The sequence below is a fragment of the Mesorhizobium sp. EU05-FHT14A09 genome, from assembly GCF_058790995.1.
Window position 1 is genome coordinate 1 of sequence record NZ_JBYTDF010000004.1, and the last position, 15,893, is coordinate 15,893.

15 protein-coding genes are annotated in these 15,893 nt (G+C 62.4%); 3 read left to right on the forward strand and 12 right to left on the reverse strand.

What is annotated here, in order from left to right; genetic code table 11:
• From AC3WTO_RS15155 to AC3WTO_RS15165, 3 genes are all read right to left on the reverse strand, one after another.
• On the reverse strand, positions 1–848 hold an 848-nt coding region (locus tag AC3WTO_RS15155; protein ID WP_492461564.1), incomplete at its 3' end, for an ABC transporter permease.
• A 91-nt stretch (positions 849–939) separates the two neighbouring features.
• Positions 940–2,001 carry an ABC transporter permease gene (locus AC3WTO_RS15160; RefSeq protein WP_492461565.1) on the reverse strand — a complete coding sequence of 354 codons (1,062 nt, stop codon included), beginning with the start codon at positions 1,999–2,001 and terminating at the stop codon, positions 940–942.
• An 18-nt stretch (positions 2,002–2,019) separates the two neighbouring features.
• The gene (locus AC3WTO_RS15165; RefSeq protein ID WP_492461566.1) at positions 2,020–3,663 is read right to left on the reverse strand and encodes an ABC transporter substrate-binding protein; all 1,644 of its coding nucleotides are present in this window, start codon (positions 3,661–3,663) and stop codon (positions 2,020–2,022) included.
• A 375-nt stretch (positions 3,664–4,038) separates the two neighbouring features.
• Here AC3WTO_RS15165 and AC3WTO_RS15170 point away from each other — a divergent pair, with 375 nt between their 5' ends.
• On the forward strand, positions 4,039–4,896 hold the full coding sequence (locus AC3WTO_RS15170; protein ID WP_492461567.1) for a MurR/RpiR family transcriptional regulator: 858 nt from the start codon (positions 4,039–4,041) through the stop codon (positions 4,894–4,896).
• Between the two features lie 49 nt (positions 4,897–4,945).
• Complete coding sequence (locus AC3WTO_RS15175) at positions 4,946–5,743, forward strand: TetR/AcrR family transcriptional regulator (RefSeq protein WP_492461569.1); 798 nt, start codon at positions 4,946–4,948, stop codon at positions 5,741–5,743.
• Positions 5,744–5,748: 5 nt separating this feature from the next.
• On the opposite strand, the gene AC3WTO_RS15180 is transcribed toward AC3WTO_RS15175, so the two are convergent.
• From AC3WTO_RS15180 to AC3WTO_RS15205, 6 genes are all read right to left on the reverse strand, one after another.
• Positions 5,749–6,615 (reverse strand): carbohydrate ABC transporter permease, encoded by an 867-nt coding sequence (locus tag AC3WTO_RS15180; protein WP_492461570.1) that lies wholly within the window; start codon positions 6,613–6,615, stop codon positions 5,749–5,751.
• Positions 6,612–7,508: a carbohydrate ABC transporter permease gene (locus tag AC3WTO_RS15185; protein ID WP_492461571.1), complete on the reverse strand. Its 897-nt coding sequence runs from the start codon at positions 7,506–7,508 to the stop codon at positions 6,612–6,614. Before AC3WTO_RS15185 ends, AC3WTO_RS15180 begins: the two co-directional genes overlap by 4 nt.
• The gene (locus AC3WTO_RS15190; protein ID WP_492461572.1) at positions 7,505–8,623 is read right to left on the reverse strand and encodes an ABC transporter ATP-binding protein; all 1,119 of its coding nucleotides are present in this window, start codon (positions 8,621–8,623) and stop codon (positions 7,505–7,507) included. The genes AC3WTO_RS15185 and AC3WTO_RS15190 overlap by 4 nt, the downstream gene beginning before the upstream one ends.
• Before the next feature lie 143 nt (positions 8,624–8,766).
• The gene (locus tag AC3WTO_RS15195) at positions 8,767–10,026 is read right to left on the reverse strand and encodes an ABC transporter substrate-binding protein (RefSeq protein ID WP_492462108.1); all 1,260 of its coding nucleotides are present in this window, start codon (positions 10,024–10,026) and stop codon (positions 8,767–8,769) included.
• A 45-nt stretch (positions 10,027–10,071) separates the two neighbouring features.
• On the reverse strand, positions 10,072–11,013 hold the full coding sequence (locus tag AC3WTO_RS15200) for a carbohydrate kinase family protein (RefSeq protein ID WP_492461573.1): 942 nt from the start codon (positions 11,011–11,013) through the stop codon (positions 10,072–10,074).
• Positions 11,013–12,395: a family 4 glycosyl hydrolase gene (locus AC3WTO_RS15205; protein ID WP_492461574.1), complete on the reverse strand. Its 1,383-nt coding sequence runs from the start codon at positions 12,393–12,395 to the stop codon at positions 11,013–11,015. Before AC3WTO_RS15205 ends, AC3WTO_RS15200 begins: the two co-directional genes overlap by 1 nt.
• 216 nt (positions 12,396–12,611) lie before the next feature.
• Here AC3WTO_RS15205 and AC3WTO_RS15210 point away from each other — a divergent pair, with 216 nt between their 5' ends.
• Positions 12,612–13,301 (forward strand): GntR family transcriptional regulator, encoded by a 690-nt coding sequence (locus AC3WTO_RS15210; RefSeq protein ID WP_492462109.1) that lies wholly within the window; start codon positions 12,612–12,614, stop codon positions 13,299–13,301.
• A gap of 15 nt (positions 13,302–13,316) precedes the next feature.
• Here AC3WTO_RS15210 and AC3WTO_RS15215 read toward each other — a convergent pair whose 3' ends face one another.
• The 3 genes from AC3WTO_RS15215 to AC3WTO_RS15225 all read right to left on the reverse strand — a co-directional run bounded on the left by AC3WTO_RS15215 (position 13,317) and on the right by AC3WTO_RS15225 (position 15,892).
• Positions 13,317–14,078, reverse strand: coding sequence for an SDR family oxidoreductase (locus AC3WTO_RS15215; RefSeq protein ID WP_492461575.1), 762 nt, complete (start codon positions 14,076–14,078; stop codon positions 13,317–13,319).
• A 1-nt stretch (position 14,079) separates the two neighbouring features.
• Entirely contained in the window at positions 14,080–15,102 is a 1,023-nt protein-coding gene (locus tag AC3WTO_RS15220; protein WP_492461576.1) for a zinc-dependent alcohol dehydrogenase, read from the reverse strand.
• Positions 15,103–15,181: 79 nt separating this feature from the next.
• Positions 15,182–15,892 carry a PIG-L deacetylase family protein gene (locus AC3WTO_RS15225; RefSeq protein ID WP_492461577.1) on the reverse strand — a complete coding sequence of 237 codons (711 nt, stop codon included), beginning with the start codon at positions 15,890–15,892 and terminating at the stop codon, positions 15,182–15,184.
• Between the last annotated feature and the right edge of the window lies 1 nt (position 15,893).

The window sequence follows — 15,893 nt, forward strand, 5'->3', positions numbered from 1 at the left end:
ATGAGGATGGCCATGCCGGGCATGGCTGCCACCCACCACTGGTCGAGGATGAACCGGCGGCCCGACGCGATCATCGCGCCCCATTCCGGCAACGGCGGCTGCGCGCCCAATCCGACAAAGCCCAGACCGGCCGCGGTCAGGATGATGCCTGCCATGTCGAGGGTGACACGCACGATCAGCGACGACGTACACATCGGCAGGATATGGCGCAGCACCACCCGGACAGGTGACGCACCCATCAGTTGCACCGCCTTGATATAGTCCGAGCCTCGCACCATCAGCGTCTCGGCGCGCGCAATGCGGGCATAAGGCGGCCATGAGGTGATGGCGATGGCGATGATGGCGTTCTCGATGCCGGGCCCGAGCGCCGCCACGAAGGCCAGAGCCAGGATCAGCTTCGGGAAGGCGAGGAAGATGTCGGTGATGCGCATCAGGATCGCATCGGTCCAGCCACCGGCGTAGCCAGCGACGGCACCGACCAGCAGACCGACGGGTGCGGAAATGACGGCGACCAGCACCACGACCAGCAATGTCAGCCGGGTGCCGTAAAGGATACGCGAATAGATGTCGCGGCCGAGATCATCGGTGCCAAGCCAATGCTGCGCGGACGGTGGCAGCAGGCGGGCAGCCTTGAGATCGCCCACCACCGGCGAATAGGCCGTCAGATGGTTCGCGAAGGTCGCGACGAACACCAGCGCCAGGATGATGAAAAGGCCCAGCATGCCCGGCTTGTTGGCGACAAAGCGCCGCCACGTTGCATAAGCGCGGCCGAGTCTGGCTTGCCAGCGCGAGGCGGGCTGCTCCGAAAGCAGCCACTCGCGGCGGGAAAACGCCGGTGCTGTGCTCATGACAGACGAGTCCAATGGATTGCGTGCACGGGTTGTTCTCCTCGTCGCGGTCCGAAATCAGCTATGGAAGTGGTGGCAGTGGCCGGCTGGCTCACTGCGCCTTGGTTCTTGGATCGAGCAATCGATAGAGCTGGTCCGAGATCAGGTTGATGGCGATGAACACCGAGCCTATGACGACCGTGCCGCCAAGCACTGCATTCATGTCGGCATTCTGCAGTGAATTGGTGATGTAGAGCCCGATGCCGGGCCAGGAGAACACCGTCTCCGTCAGCACCGATCCCTCAAGCAAACCTGCGTAGGACAGTGCGATCACCGTCACCAGCGGTACCGCCGCATTGCGCAGCGCGTGACCCCAGATGATACGCATTTCCGAAACGCCCTTGGCACGCGCCGCAATCACATACTCCTGGCTGAGTTCATTCAGCATGAAGGAGCGTGTCAGGCCGCTGATATAGGCCAGCGAAAAATAGCCGAGCAGCGCGGACGGCAGGAAGATGTGGCGCATCACATCCCAGAACACATCCCACTGCCTCTGCATGGCTGAATCCAGCAGATAGAAGCCGGTGGTCGGGGTGAAGGAATACTCGTAGGCGATGTCGAGACGACCCGGGAATGCAGCCCAACGCAGCTTGGCGTAGAACAGCACCAGCGACAGCAGGCCGAGCCAGAAGATCGGCACCGAATAGCCGATCAGGCCGATGACGCGCACCACCTGATCGACCAGGCTGCCTCGCCTGACCGCGGCCAGCACACCGAGCGGGATGCCGACGACCGCACCGATGAGCGTGCCGATCGTCGCCAGTTCGATCGTCGCCGGGAAGACACGGCGGATATCGTCCATGACCGCATTGGAGGTCAGCACCGACCTGCCAAAATCCCCGGCAAGCACACCCTTGATGTAGATATAGAACTGCTGGATCAGCGGCAGATCGAGACCCATCTCGCGTCGTGTACGTTCGACCACCGCTGCGGGCGCGCGGTCGCCGACGATCGCCAGCGCGGGATCGATCGGGATGACCCGGCCGATGAAGAATGTTACCGCCAGAAGACCCAGATAGGTCATGACGGCGATGACCAGGAAGCGGGCGACATGCGCTAGAAGTGCGAACGCACGGGTGCCGTCAGCCTCTGCTTGCGCTTCGGCTGCACTCAAGCCACGGGTTTCCACCGGTTATTCCTTTGTGACGGTGCCGACGAAATTGGTGTCGAAGCTGGGCCCCAGCTTGAAGCCCTTGACGGCGTTGCGCACACCAGCGACCTCCGTCTGCTGGTAGATGATCGCAAACGGGCTCTTCTCAAGCACCTCCTTCTGCAGATGCCGGTACATCTCGACACGCTTGGCGGGATCACTCTCCAGAAGTGCGGCTTCGGTTTCCTTGCTCAGTTCCGGCACATCCCAGGCATTGCGCCAGGCCAGCGTCTGGTTGTTGCTGTCATCCGCATTGTTGGGATTGGACGCAAAGGTCTGGGCGTTGGAGTTGGGATCGAAATAGTCCTGTCCCCACTGGCCGATATAGATGTCGTGGTTGCGGGCGCGGTACTTGGTCAAAGTCTGCTTGTCGTCGCCCGGAATGATCTCGATCTTGATCCCCGCTTCGGCGGCCGTCTGCTGGATGGCTTCGGCGATGCCCGTCACCGGCTGGCTGTTGCGCGTGTCCATGGTGACGGAGAACCCATCCTTGAGACCGGCCTTGTCGAGGAGTTCCTTGGCCTTGGCGACGTCCAGCTTGAACGGGGTCTCGTCAAGTTCGCCCAGCACGCCCTTGGGCAGGAAGGTCTGGTGGACATTGCCGATGCCCTTGATCAGCGTATCGCCGATGGCACTGTAATCGATCAGATATTTGAAGGCCTGCCGCACCTCTGGCTTGGCGAGGTTGGAGTTCTTCTGGTTGAGGCTGATGTAGTAGACCGTGCCCTTCGGCGCGCTGGTGAGGGAAACGTCGCCGGTCTTGGACACCGCGTCGAGATCGTTCGGTTCAAGGTTGCGGGCAATGTCGATGTCGCCCGCTTCGAGCGCCAGCCGCTGGGCCGAGCTTTCCTTCATGTGCCGATAGATGACGCGCGCGAGCTTGGCCTTCTCGCCCCAGTAATTGTCGTTGCGATCCATGACGACCGCTTCGCTGGCGCGCCATTCGCGCAGCTTGAACTGACCGGAACCCGCGGAATGCGTCTTCAGCCAGTCATTGCCGAAATCACTGTCGTATTTGTAGTCGTCGCCCGGCGTCATCGCCTTGGCGTTTTCAGACACCAGCTTCTTGTCGACCACCGCACCGACGCTTGAAGCCAGGCAGTTCAGCACGAAGCTCGGCGCGTAGGGCTTGTCGACGGTGAAGACGAAAGTGTCGGGACCAGTCGCCTTGGCCTTCTCGGCAACATTGTCGCCGGTCAGACCGAACTGACCAAGGATGAAAGCCGGGCTCTTGTCGAGCTTGATGACGCGTTCGAAGGAGTAGGCCACGTCCTCGGCGGTGAGCGGATTGCCGGAGGCGAATTTCAGCCCCGGCTTCAGCTTGAAGGTGTAGGTCAGCCTGTCGTCGGAGACGGTCCAGCTTTCCGCCAGATCGCTCGTCACCTTGGTGGTGTCGGCAAGATCGAAGCGCACGAGAAGGTCATAGATGTTGGCATTGACCTCGGCTGTCGACAGTTCGAACGCCTCGCCCGGGTCCATGGTGATTATCTCATCGAGAGCATAAGCCTCGACCAGCGTATCGGCAGGCGTTGCAGCGAATGCCGCCCCCCCCCCCATCAGCAGCGCAGATACTGCCGCGCCCATCAGCAGTTTACGCGAACGACAGGCGATCTTTTCCATCATCATGTTCTCTTCCCTTGGTTGCCGGAGTTCCCCACTCCGGGCGCGGCTTCGATGTCCGTCTGTACCGAGCCTCCACCCGGCGAGAGCTGACAAACCCGTACCCCACACCCAGCGCCCGGTTTCATCGATCTCCTGTCCCGAACTTTTTTGTTCAGTGGACAATAAACATTATGTATATACTTTTCCTGGTGTCAATCGTGCTTTTTTGCGGTTGAGACAGGGCCGGTTCTTGCCGTGTGTGCTTGATTGTGCCCTGTGATGCCTAAGGCGGCTTGCCCCTGCCCTATGGTGAGGCCAAGCTATTTTGACAGAAAACAAACGTCAAGCATGATTGTGTTAGAAACCTTTCATATCTGAAAACTTCGATGCAGGATGGAAATGACTGAATCCGTTCGCCAGCGACTGACCGAAAGCCTCGCCGCAGCCAGCAGTGCGAACAAGGCGCTTGCCAACTACATGCTGGCAAATCTCAGTGGCCTGCCATTTGAAACCTCGGCGACGCTGGCTGCCAAGGTTGGCGTGAGCGAGCCGACCGTGGGACGATTTTGCCGCTCGCTTGGTTATGCACATTTCAAGGAGCTGAAAGCGGATCTCAGGGACAGCATTGGCGGCCAGCCATGGCTGGCTGGTGAACGTCTGCGGGAGTTCCGCGAGCGCAGCCACAAGGGCGATGCGCTCGCCCGCAGTCTCGATCTGGAAATCGCTGCCTTGCTCAGTATCTATGAAATCGCCAAGACGGCAGAATGGGAACGTGCGGTCCAACGCCTGGCAGCAGTGCCCCAGCTCTTTGTCGCAGGCTTCCAGACCGAGCGCGGCATGGCGCAATACTTCGCGACCCAGCTACATTACCTGCGGCCCGGCGTTCAGCTGGCGGATGTCGCTGGTGGCAACTTCAGCGAAATCCTGCTGGCAGCGCCGAAGTCGACGGCGCTGGTGCTCTTCGAGGCACGCCGCTATTCCCGGTTGACCTATCTGTTGGCGCAGGAGGCGCATCGGGCAGGAATACCGATCACCCTGATCACCGACGCCTTCTGCGACTGGGGCCGTGAATTGGCTGACGAAATGTTCGTGGTGCCGACCGAGCTGGGCATGTTCTGGGACTCGACAGCGCAGATGGCCAGCCTCGGCAATCTGCTCATCAACGCCATTTTCAATGAGCTGGATGCATCTGTCGAGGAGCGTATGAACAGGGTCGCTGCGTTGCACGGCAAGTTCATCGGCTTTACCGGCGAATGATCCGGAAGCGAATAGGGCCTATTTCTGAACTTCGAAACAGCAGGAGACGATGAGCGGTTTGGGGAAGAATTCGAGCGTAACCTCACCCGATGGAGAGGAAGGGTCTGCTCGCAAGAAGCAGGCATCTGGGAAACGGTACGTAGGCCGCGCCGCCGCCATCGGCCTGACCCGGCAGCGTGTGGTCGAGGCAGCGATTGCGCTGATTGATGACGAAGGTCTGGCAGGCTTCTCCGTTCGCGCGCTGGCCCGCCGGCTCAATGTCTATCCCGCCGCGCTTTACTGGCATGTCGGTGGTGACAAGACCAACCTGCTGGCCGAAATCTCGGGTTCGCTGATCGCCAGCCTGATGCGCCCCGAAGATTTGCCGGACGACTGGCGCGACACCATTCGCATCCTATTCCGGCGCTTCCGTGCCAGCGTCCACCAGCATCCGCGCGCCGCCCCCCTGTTGGGCCCGCATATCCGCTCGAACGGCGCCCCGAATGCGCCCTGGGTCGAGGTCATCCTGAAGGCCCTGACCCAGGCTGGTTTCGAGGGGCAATCGCTGATCGATGCTTTCAACGCCGTGGTCGGCGCATTGGAAGGCTACATCACCATGGAACTTGCCGCCGACGGCGCAGCGGAAGGGTCCGAATGGGTACAGGCTTTCGACGCCGGTCTCGATGCGCTCGACGCGTCGCGGTTTCCACTGGTCAGGCAGCATCTGCCACAGATGTACAATCGCTCCTTCGTCATGCGCTGGAAGAGTGGCGACGTCGCCCCGCTCGCCGAGGGCTACGACTTCCTGCTCGAGACCCTCATCCTCGGCCTAGAGGCACAAGCCCGCGCGAAACCAGCTCCGGCTTAGGAAACTCAGCCCTTGACTGCACCGGCAGTCAACCCCGCGACGATCTTCCGCTGGAAGAACAGCACAAGCGCGATCAGCGGCAAGGTGACGGTAACCGAGGCGGCCATGATAGGCCCGAACGGATATTCGTAGCGCGAATTGCCCGCCAGCAGCCCGATCGCTACCGGCACGGTCCGGCTCCCCTCGGTCAGGGTGAAGGTCAGCGCGAACAGGAATTCGTTCCAGGCGAGGATGAAGGCGAGCAGGCCCGTGCTGACCAGCGCCGGCCCCATCAGCGGCAGCAGGATGCTGGTCAGGATGCGCCAGTGCGAGCACCCGTCCATGATCGCCGCCTCTTCCAGTTCACGCGGGAACTCACGAATGAAGCTGGTCAGCACCCAGGTGGTGAAGGGCAGCGTGAAGATAAGATAGGCAAAGACCAGCGACCAGACGCGGTTGTAGAGGCCGAACCAGCGGATCAGCTCGAACATGCCCGACAGCACAACCACCTGCGGGAAGATCGAAATCATCAGCACCGTCAGAAGCAGCGAACGCCGCTCCGGAAAATTGAGGCGGCCGAGCGCATAGGCGGCAAGGGTGCCCAGGCCTAGGGACAGCGCGGTCGTCGAGATGGCGACACAGAGCGAGTTGAAGATCGAGGTGGCGAAATTGGCGTCGCGGAACAGTTCCTTGTAGTGCCGGAAGTCCAGCGCCGGCAGCAGCACCGAATTGTAGAGTTCCGCCCCCTGCTTGGTCGAGGAAACGATCGCCCAGTAGTACGGAAACAGAACGTAGAACAGCAGCAGCGCGGTAACGCAGCCAAGGGCAAGCTGGCGCGCGCGGCGCATGGCTCTGTAATAGGCTGCCGAGCGGCGTTTGATGCGCGTGCTCATCGTTCCGCCGCTCCCGAGCGATCAAGCCGCAACGCGCCAACGATGAAGATTGCCACGAAAGCAATCAGCAGGAACACCATGGTCGAAGCGGCTGAGCCGATACCGAGTTCCTGGTTGTTGATCAGCCGGTCGCGCGCATAGATCGACATCGTCATGGCATTGACGTTGGCGCCGGCCAGCACATAGGCGAGATCGAACATGCGCAAGGCATCGAGCACGCGAAACAGCACCGCGACGCCGATGGTCGGCGCCAGCAGCGGCAAGGTGATCGACCACAGCCGCTTCCACCAAGGAATGCCGTCAACCTCCGCCGCTTCGAAGATCTCCTCGGGCAGGATCTGCAATCCGGCCAGGATAAGCAGCACCATGAACGGCGTCGTCATCCAGACGTCGATGAAGATGACGACGCCGAGCAGCAGAGAGCCGTTTGCGACCCAGGCAACGCCGTGATCAGCGAGACCCAGCCCGACGATCGCGCGGTTGACCACGCCGAACTGGTCATTGAGCATCCATTCCCAGATCTTTGTGGAGACGACCACCGGCATCGCCCACGGCACCAGGATCGCGGCGCGCACCAGCCCGCGCCCGGGAATGGCCTGATGCACCAGAAGCGCAATCGCCAGCCCGAGCACGGTTTCGATGGTGACGGAGATCGCCGTGAAGATTGCTGTGTTGCGCACCGCCCGCCACCAGACGGGATCGCCGGCAACCTCGACGAAATTGCTGAAGCCGACCAGGACATGGTTGGCGCTGTCGTCGAGATAGGCGTCCGTGAACGAAAAATACAGCGTGCGCGCCAGTGGCCAGCCGGCCACCAGGATCAGGACGGCGATCAGCGGCGCGACGAACAGCAGCCCCGATCGATGCTCGCGCCGTTCTAGCCGGGTCTTCACGCCACGACTCCATTGGCGGCGGCGGAGCGCTCGTGGCTCAGCGAATGATCGAGCCGTTGTCCATCCCTGTCGAACACGAAAAGATCCTCGAAGCGCCAGTCCAGGCCGACCGATGTGCCGGCCGCGACCTTGCCCAGCGCATTCGGCAGCCTGATCGACCAGGCGACATCCGGCGCGATGCGCACATAAGCGAGATGTTCATGACCGAGGTCTTCCAGCCGCTCGAGCGTGCCGGTGACCTTCCCCGGCCCTTGCGCGGTGATCGACAGCGCTTCCGGCCGGATGCCGATTTCCGCCGGCAGACCGGAACCGGAAAGCGTGACATCGAGCGACAGGTTTCCCGGTCCCCGCAAGTTGCAATCGGCACCGGAAGCCTTTGCCGAAACAGCCATGAAATTCATACGCGGGCTGCCGATGAAGCCGGCGACGAAACGGTTCTGCGGTGCATGATAAAGCTGCTGCGGCGTCCCGATCTGCTCGATGCGGCCCTTGTTCAGGACGACGATGCGATCGGCCAGCGTCATCGCCTCGACCTGGTCGTGGGTGACATAGATCATCGTCGCCGCCAGATTGGCGTGCAGCTTGGCAATCTCCATGCGCATTTCCATGCGCAGATCGGAATCGAGATTGGACAGCGGTTCGTCGAACAGGAACACTTCGGGCTGGCGCACCAGCGCGCGGCCGATCGCGACGCGCTGGCGCTGCCCGCCGGAGAGTTCGCGCGGGCGGCGTGCCAACAGATGATCGATCTTCAGCGTCGCCGCGACTTCCGCCACCTTGGCGTCGATCTGCTGTCGCGACAGGCCGAGCGTCTCCAGCGCGAAACCGATGTTGCGGGCGATCGTCATGTGCGGGTAGAGCGCATAGCTCTGGAAGACGAAGGCGATGCCGCGTTTCGAGGCAGGAATGTCCGTCACCACCTCGCCGTCGATGACGACGTCGCCCGCGCCCACCGGCACCAGTCCCGCGATCAGGCGCAGCAGGGTCGACTTGCCGCAACCCGAAGGTCCGACGAAGACGACGAGTTCACCGTCGGCGATTTCGAGATCGACGCCGGTGATGACCGGAACGTGGCCAAACGACTTGGACACTGAGCGCAAGGCGACTGATGCCATGGCATCCTCTGGCTAGAGCATGATCCCGAAGGTCCGCGTAGCAAAAAATTGCAGACTTTTCGGACAAGATCATGCGTCAAAAAAGAGTTGGAAAGACAATGGACGGTTCCGGCGCCGTCCGACGCCGGAACCGATCGCGAAAGCTAGCGGCTTTCCTTCAGCTTCTCCAGCCGACCGGCAAGATCGGTCAGCGTCTTGTCGACATCGGCGCCGTCGGCGATGATTTCGTGGACGGCACGGTAGAAGGCTTGCGAGACACGGTTGTAGCTCGATCCGGTATAGCCGGACGGACGCGCCACCGAACCGTCGAACGCCGCCTGCGCGTCGGCAAGGAACGGCAGTTTCGCCAGCACGTCCTTGTCGCTGTAGAGCGACTTCTGCGTCGGGTTGTAGGCGCCTTCGATGGCGCGCATCTTCTGGACTTCAGGCCCAACGAGATAGCGCAGCAGCTGCGTCGCGAGCTCAGGCTTGGCCGTGTATTTGGAAATGCCGAGATACATCGGGCCAAGGCAACCGCTCGACTTCTGGCCGTCGGCACCAACAGGCAGCGCCATCATACCGACCTTGCCGGCGACCTTGGAACCGTCGGCTTGCGAAGTGCCCCACACATAAGGCCAATTGCGATGGAAGACGGCGTTGCCTGCCTCAAACACTGCGCGCGAGGTTTCTTCGTCATAGCCGAGTACGCCTTCCGGGCTGATCGTCTTGACCCAGTCCTTGGCGCGCGTCAGCGCCTTGGCTGCCGCCGGGTTGTTGATCGAGACCTTACCATCCGGCTCGATGATCGTGCCACCACCGCTGGAGGCTACCCATTCGATGGCATCGCACGTCAAGCCCTCATAGCTCTTGCCCTGCCAGGTGAAGCCCCACAGGTCGGCATTGCCGGCCGCCCTTTCCTTCTCCTGGATCAACTTGGCCGTTTCGGTCAGTTCGTCCCAGGTCTTCGGCGCCTGCTTGCCGTATTTCTCGAGCAGGTCCTTGCGGTAGTACATCAGCCCGGTGTCCATGTACCAGGGCAGCGCCACCAGCCGGCCATCCTGGGTGGTGGCCGCGTCAATGGTCGACTGGAAATGCTGCGCCACTTCCTCGGCCGGAACCAGCGGCTTCAGGTCCAGCATGTTGCGCTGGAGCATGCCGATCCAGATCACGTCGATGAACAGCACGTCGGCATCGGTGGACTGGGCGGCCAGCAACTGCTGGTAGATCGGGATGGCGTCGTCGAGCAACGCCGGCATCTTGGTGATCTTCACCTCATTGCCGGTCTTTTCCTTGAAGCCGGCAGCAGCCTTGGCGCAGAGCTCATACTCGCTGGCGCCGCAGAACATGGAGACGCTGTCGGCCCAGGCAGGCGCTGCCGTGGCAGAGAAAAGCATGGCCGCGCCGAGCGCGATGGATCTCATCATCATTGTCTTGTTCCCTCTGTTGTTACGGATGATGTCAGTGAGTGGCTATCGCGCGTGCCTCTCCTTCCCGTCTTGCGAGACATGCGCGAGCAGGTCGGCTTCGCGCGGCAAGGCGCGACCGCCATAGTCGGTGGTGGAGAGCGTGCCGCAGATGACCGCGTAACGGAGCGCCTCCTCGAATGGCGCGCCACGCAGCACGCCATAGATCAGGCCGGCATTGAAGGAATCGCCGGCCCCGGTCGTGTCGACCACCTTGACCTTTGGAGCAGGCACCGCGTAACGGCGCCCTTCATGGCTGGCGATGGCGCCGTTAGCGCCGCGCTTGATCACCACCGTCGGCACATGGTGAGACAGAATCTCAAGCGCAGCCTCCGCATCCGCCGCTCCGGTGAACTGGATGGCTTCGCTCTCGTTGGGCACGAACAGATCCAGCGCCTGCAGCACATCGACAACACCTTCGGACCCGATGCCGAAATCGAGATGCTGGCACTCGCCGCAGACCAGCACGCCATTCCGGCGCGCCCCTTTGATCAGCGCAAGCCGCTCGGTGCTTCTGGAAAACCCCTGCAGCATCAACACAAGCGGCTGCGCGACCTCGACGTCATCGGTCGTGGGATCGCGGTCGTGTTCGTCGACATAGCTGATGAAGCCGCGATCGTGCTGGAAGGAGAAAGCGGCGCTCACCCGACGCAGCGGGCCGTCATGCCACTGAAAAAGCCCTTCATCGATGCCTTCGCGCCGTACCTCGTCCAGCACCATGCGGCTGAAGATGTCGGTGCCGAAACCGCACCACCAGCCGGCTTTCAGCCCCAGCCGCGTCAACGCCAGCGCTGTCGTGTAGCTGGCACCCGGCAGGTCGTCGAAACTCCTCGCCCAGATGTCGGTTCCCAAGCTCGGCAACGTTGGCAGATCGGTGAAGATCAGGTCGTAGTAGTACTCCCCCACGACCATGACATCGTAACGATTGGCCGGCGCGGGCTTCGTCATCAGCGCCACTCGCCGACATAGGCGGCATGCGCCCTGAGATATTCGTCCACCAGCGGCTCGGCTCGCGAGTAGGACAACACCAGCGGATGCGCCGCCAGCGCCTCAACCGCGATATCGCGACGGCGCTCGCGGATCGCCGCGACTGCAAGCCGTTCGTAGTGCTTGACGTTCTGGACAAGCTGCGACTGCGCTTCCGGCATCGCGCCGATCTTGGTCGGACGCACGCCCTCCTTGTCGATGACGCAGCTCACTTCCACCACATCGTCGGCGCGCAGGCCGTCGATGGCATCGCCATTGCGGATGTTGAGCCCGCTGTAGCAAGGGACGCCGGTCTGCAGCGCATCGACGAGGTTGAGCGCGACCCCGGCATAGCCCTCCCCTTCATGACCGGTCGTCTCCTCCGGCAGGGTGGCATTTTGGTCGGCTTCTTCCATGCTGGGCGCATCTCCGCGAGCATAATGCATGTAGGTTGCATTGCGGCGCTGCTCATAAGCGAAATAGGCAGACAATGCCTCATCGGCATTTTGCGTGACGCCGATCTCCTTCAACCGGGCCATCAGCGAACGGTTGAGATCGCGCACTTCCTCGCCGCGGGTGCGTTTGTCGTTCTGCACGGCGGCAACCGCCTTTTCCGCGTAGTAGTAGTAATAGAGATACTCGTTGATCCACAGGCGATGACGGCGCACGACCGACGGCGAAAACATGCGCTGCGAGGTCGAGGCCAGGAAATCGTCGTCGTCGAGCAGGTCCTGCAGCACCTCCTTACCGTTCACATAGGCCGCCCGCGTGAATGACAGGTGGTTCAGGCCGAAGACCTCGGTGCGGACATCGTTCTGCGGCAGATGAAAGCGCGAAGCGATGGCTTCCTGAGCGCCATTTGCACCGTCGCAGATGCCGATGGCGCGATCGAAGCCGGCATCCTGCAGAGCCTGCGTGACCAGGCCGGCCGGATTGGTGAAATTGAACAGCCAGGCCTTGGGACTGACCCGCTGCAGTTGCGCGGCATAGTCGAGAATGACGGGGATGCTGCGCAGCGCCATGGCGAAGCCACCTGGTCCCGTGGTCTCCTGCCCCAGCACGTCGTGGGCAAGCGCGATGCGCTCATCCTTGATGCGCCCCTCCTCGTCGCCGGGACGGACCGTGGTGACGACGTAGGAAGCTCCGTCGAGTGCGCGCTCGGTGTCCGAGGCAGTCGATATGCGCACCCGCGACTGCATGCGCGTGGCGAGTTCGGAGCTCAGCGTACCGAAGACCTCAAGCTTCTCGGCATTGATGTCGTGAAGGCAGATTTCCGTCAGCCCGCTTCGCTCGGCACGCCGCAGGGCCGACCCTACGAACAATGGCGCACGAACGCCTCCACCACCGATCAATGTCAGCTTCATCTGTGCCTCATGCTGTGCCGTGACAAGCCAATTAGAACTGGATATAACCAGTAATGTCAATGAACATTTCTTGCTTAAGCACAGGCCGGCGTGCCAGAAGATTCCCGATGCCTTGCGCCGGTTCGGCGATAGCGGCATCCGCCCAATTGGAGATCATCGTTGAAGGACGCCCGTCCCATCCAGCCACTCGACCGCAACGATCCGGCGCCGCTTTACATGCAGGTTCGACGACACATCATGAACTTGATCGAGAACGGACGGCAGCCGCTCAATTCGAAACTGTCCTCGGAACGCGAGCTGGTCGAACTGCTCGGCGTCAGCCGGATCACGGTGCGGCAGGCCCTGAAAGATCTGGAGCATGACGGCTATGTCGCCAGCCACCCCGGCAAGGGCTTCTATGTTACCGGCGGCAAGACCAAACCCTTCGAGCTCGACCTCCTGAAGAGCTTCACATCGACGGCAATTACCACCAACCGCAAGCCAGGCAGCCGCCTGATCGCAGGCTGGGTCGGCAAGGCTGATCGCGAAATCACCCGGCCGCTGTTCCTGCCGGACGGCGCTGACGTCGTCTATCTCAGGCGCCTGCGCTTTCTCGACGACGTGCCGGTCACCGTGCAGGAGGACTGGCTGTCACCGGCAACCGCTCCCGGCCTGCTCGACCTCGACTGGTCGAGCGGCAATCGCTCGCTCTATGGCGAACTGCGCGAACGGTATTCTGTCGTCCCGGTGCGCGGCGAGACGATCGTCAGCGCGCGACTGCTGACTAGCGAAGAAGTGACGCTGCTCCAGGTCGATCCGCCGGCAGCCGCCCTGATCATCGACCAGATCGCCTATGACAGCGAAAACAGGCCGGTCAATCTCTCGGTGTCGGTAACGCTGCATCCGCAGGTGCTGTCGCAGGCCTGACGCAGCGGCACAGCCTCAGCGCCCCATCCAGCCGCCATCGACTGTAAGCACCGTGCCATTGACATAGGCAGCGGCATCGGACGCCAGAAAGACAGCCGGCCCGCCAAGATCGGCGGCCTCGCCCCATCGGCCCGCCGGGATGCGCCCCAGGATCGCCTCGTTCCTCTGCCGGTCGGCACGCAGGGCTTGTGTATTGTCGGTCGCGATGTAGCCCGGCGCCAGCGCATTGACGGTCACGCCGCTGGCCGCCCACTCATTGGCCAGCGCCTTGGTCAGTTGCGCGACAGCGCCCTTGCTGGCGGCATAGGCGGCAACATTGATGCCTCCCTGGAACGACAGCAGGGAGGCGATGAAGATGATACGGCCGAAGCCGACCTCGACCATGCCACGCCCGAGCGCCTGCGCCAGGATGAATTGCGAGGTGAGGTTCACTTCCAGGGTCTGGTCCCAGGCCTCTTCGCCATGGCTGAGCGCCGGCGAACGGCTGATCATGCCAGCATTGTTCACCAGTATGTCGATGCGCGGATGCGAGCGGGCGAGGCTGTCGACAAGTGCATGGGCGTCATCGCGGTTTCCCATGTCGCACTGGTATGGCGTGAAACCGCGCCCAGTTTCCCGAACGGTCTTTTCGACGCTGCTGCCAGGCTCGAGGTTCTTGCTGACCCCGACGATATCGGCGCCTGCTTCCGCCAGGGCGATCGCTATGGCAGCGCCGATGCCGCGACGGCATCCCGTGACCAGCGCCGTACGGCCGGCGAGCGAAAATTTCTGCCTCATCTCATTCTCCCTTGCAGGCGATCAGCGTTTTCATGGCTGTTGCATTGCCTTCCAGGCGTGCGAAGGCCGAAGCGATGTCGCGAAGCGGCAGGATGTCCGTGATCATCAGGTCGGCCGCGATGACACCATCGGCCAGCAACGCCAGGGCGTGGTCGAAATCCTCCGGACGATAGACACGGGCACCGATCAGTTCCAGCTCGCGCCAGAAGAATCGGAAAAGGTCGACACTGGGCTTGGAGGCGTGAATGGCAACCATGACGATGCGGGCGCGCGCGGCCGCCACTGCCGTCATCAGCGCGACGCCGGGCTGCGTTCCCGAAACCTCGAAAACGACATCAATGCCTTTGCCGCCAGTGGCATCGGCCAGCGCTTTTTCGGTTTGCGGATCGCCCGGGTCGACTGCGATGAGACCGAGCTTCCTTGCGATGTCGAGGCGGTAGGGGTTTACTTCAGCCACGGTGACCTTCGCTCCGACATGGCGCGCCACCAGGGCGATCAGCATGCCGATCGGTCCGAAGCCGATGACCAGCACATCCTCGCCCGGGTTGACGCGGCCGCGCGCGACGTCATGGCAGGCAACGGCGACAGGTTCCACCAGCGCGGCGTCTCTCATCGACAGGCCGTCCGGCAGGCGATGCAGTACGGCGGCCGGCACCGTCCAGCTTTCCTGCATGGCGCCATCGGTATCGAGGCCGAGGAATTTGAGGTTGTGGCAGATATGGTCCAGCCCGGCGGTACAGGCCGGGCAGCGACCGCAGGCGCTCAGCGGCCGCACGACGACGCGGTCGCCGGGCGAAAACGCCGACACGCCCTCGCCGGCCGCCGTCACCGTGCCCGACATCTCGTGGCCGATGACGCGATGGTTGCCGACACGCGGGTCCATGTGTCCGAGATAGACATGCAGGTCGGTGCCGCAGACGCCGCAATAGGCGACGTCGAGCTGTACCTCTCCGGCAGCCGGCGGTCGCGGCACGGTCTCTTCCACCGTGAATGACTTCTGACCTGTGTAATAGGCGGCAAGCATGATGACCTCCAGGCAATGGCGGGGCGTTTACCGGGAGCGCGCTCCCGGCATCGAGGATTTCCGTGCGATGGTTCAGCGGTTACGGAAGCAGGTTTGCCAGCGGCGTACGCCTTTCCATGGTACAGGGCCGGAAACTCTCGGCGAAGGACCGCATCACGCGGGCACCCTGTCGGCGCGCATCCGCCTCTATGATGTCGGCATAGTCATAGCCGCGCAGCGACCGCATCACCGCCATCTGGCTTTCATGCAAGCGCAGGATGCGCAGCTTCTCGGCGAGGACATCCGCCTCGAGCTCGACGAAATGCGTCGGCTCGAAGCCATAGCCGTCACCGGGATGCATGTAGAAGATGACCGGCGCGTTCTCGAGCGCGGCGTTGCCGGTCTTCACCGAAGCGATCTGGGCGTAGAGCGCCGCATGCTCGGCGAGCCTGCCGGTTTCGGTGTGATCGGGAATGTAGTCGGCCTTCCAATGGGTGAAGATCACATCGGCGCGCAGGCGACGCACCGCTTCGATCATCTGCAGGCGAAGTCCGGTGCTGTCGGCGATGAAACCGTCGGGCTGGCCCAGACAGACGTATTCGGCATCCAGGGCAGCCGCCACACGGCGCATCTCGGTGTCCCTAAGGGCCGCGATTTCATCCGGCCTGGCATTAGGATCCCAGGAGGCCCCCTTGTCGCCATTGGCAACGCAGATGAAGCCGATCTCGTCGCCGCGACGGCGATATTTGAGCAAGGTGCCGAGACAATGCATCTCGTCGTCCTGATGCGCGCCGATGCAGACGATCTTCATC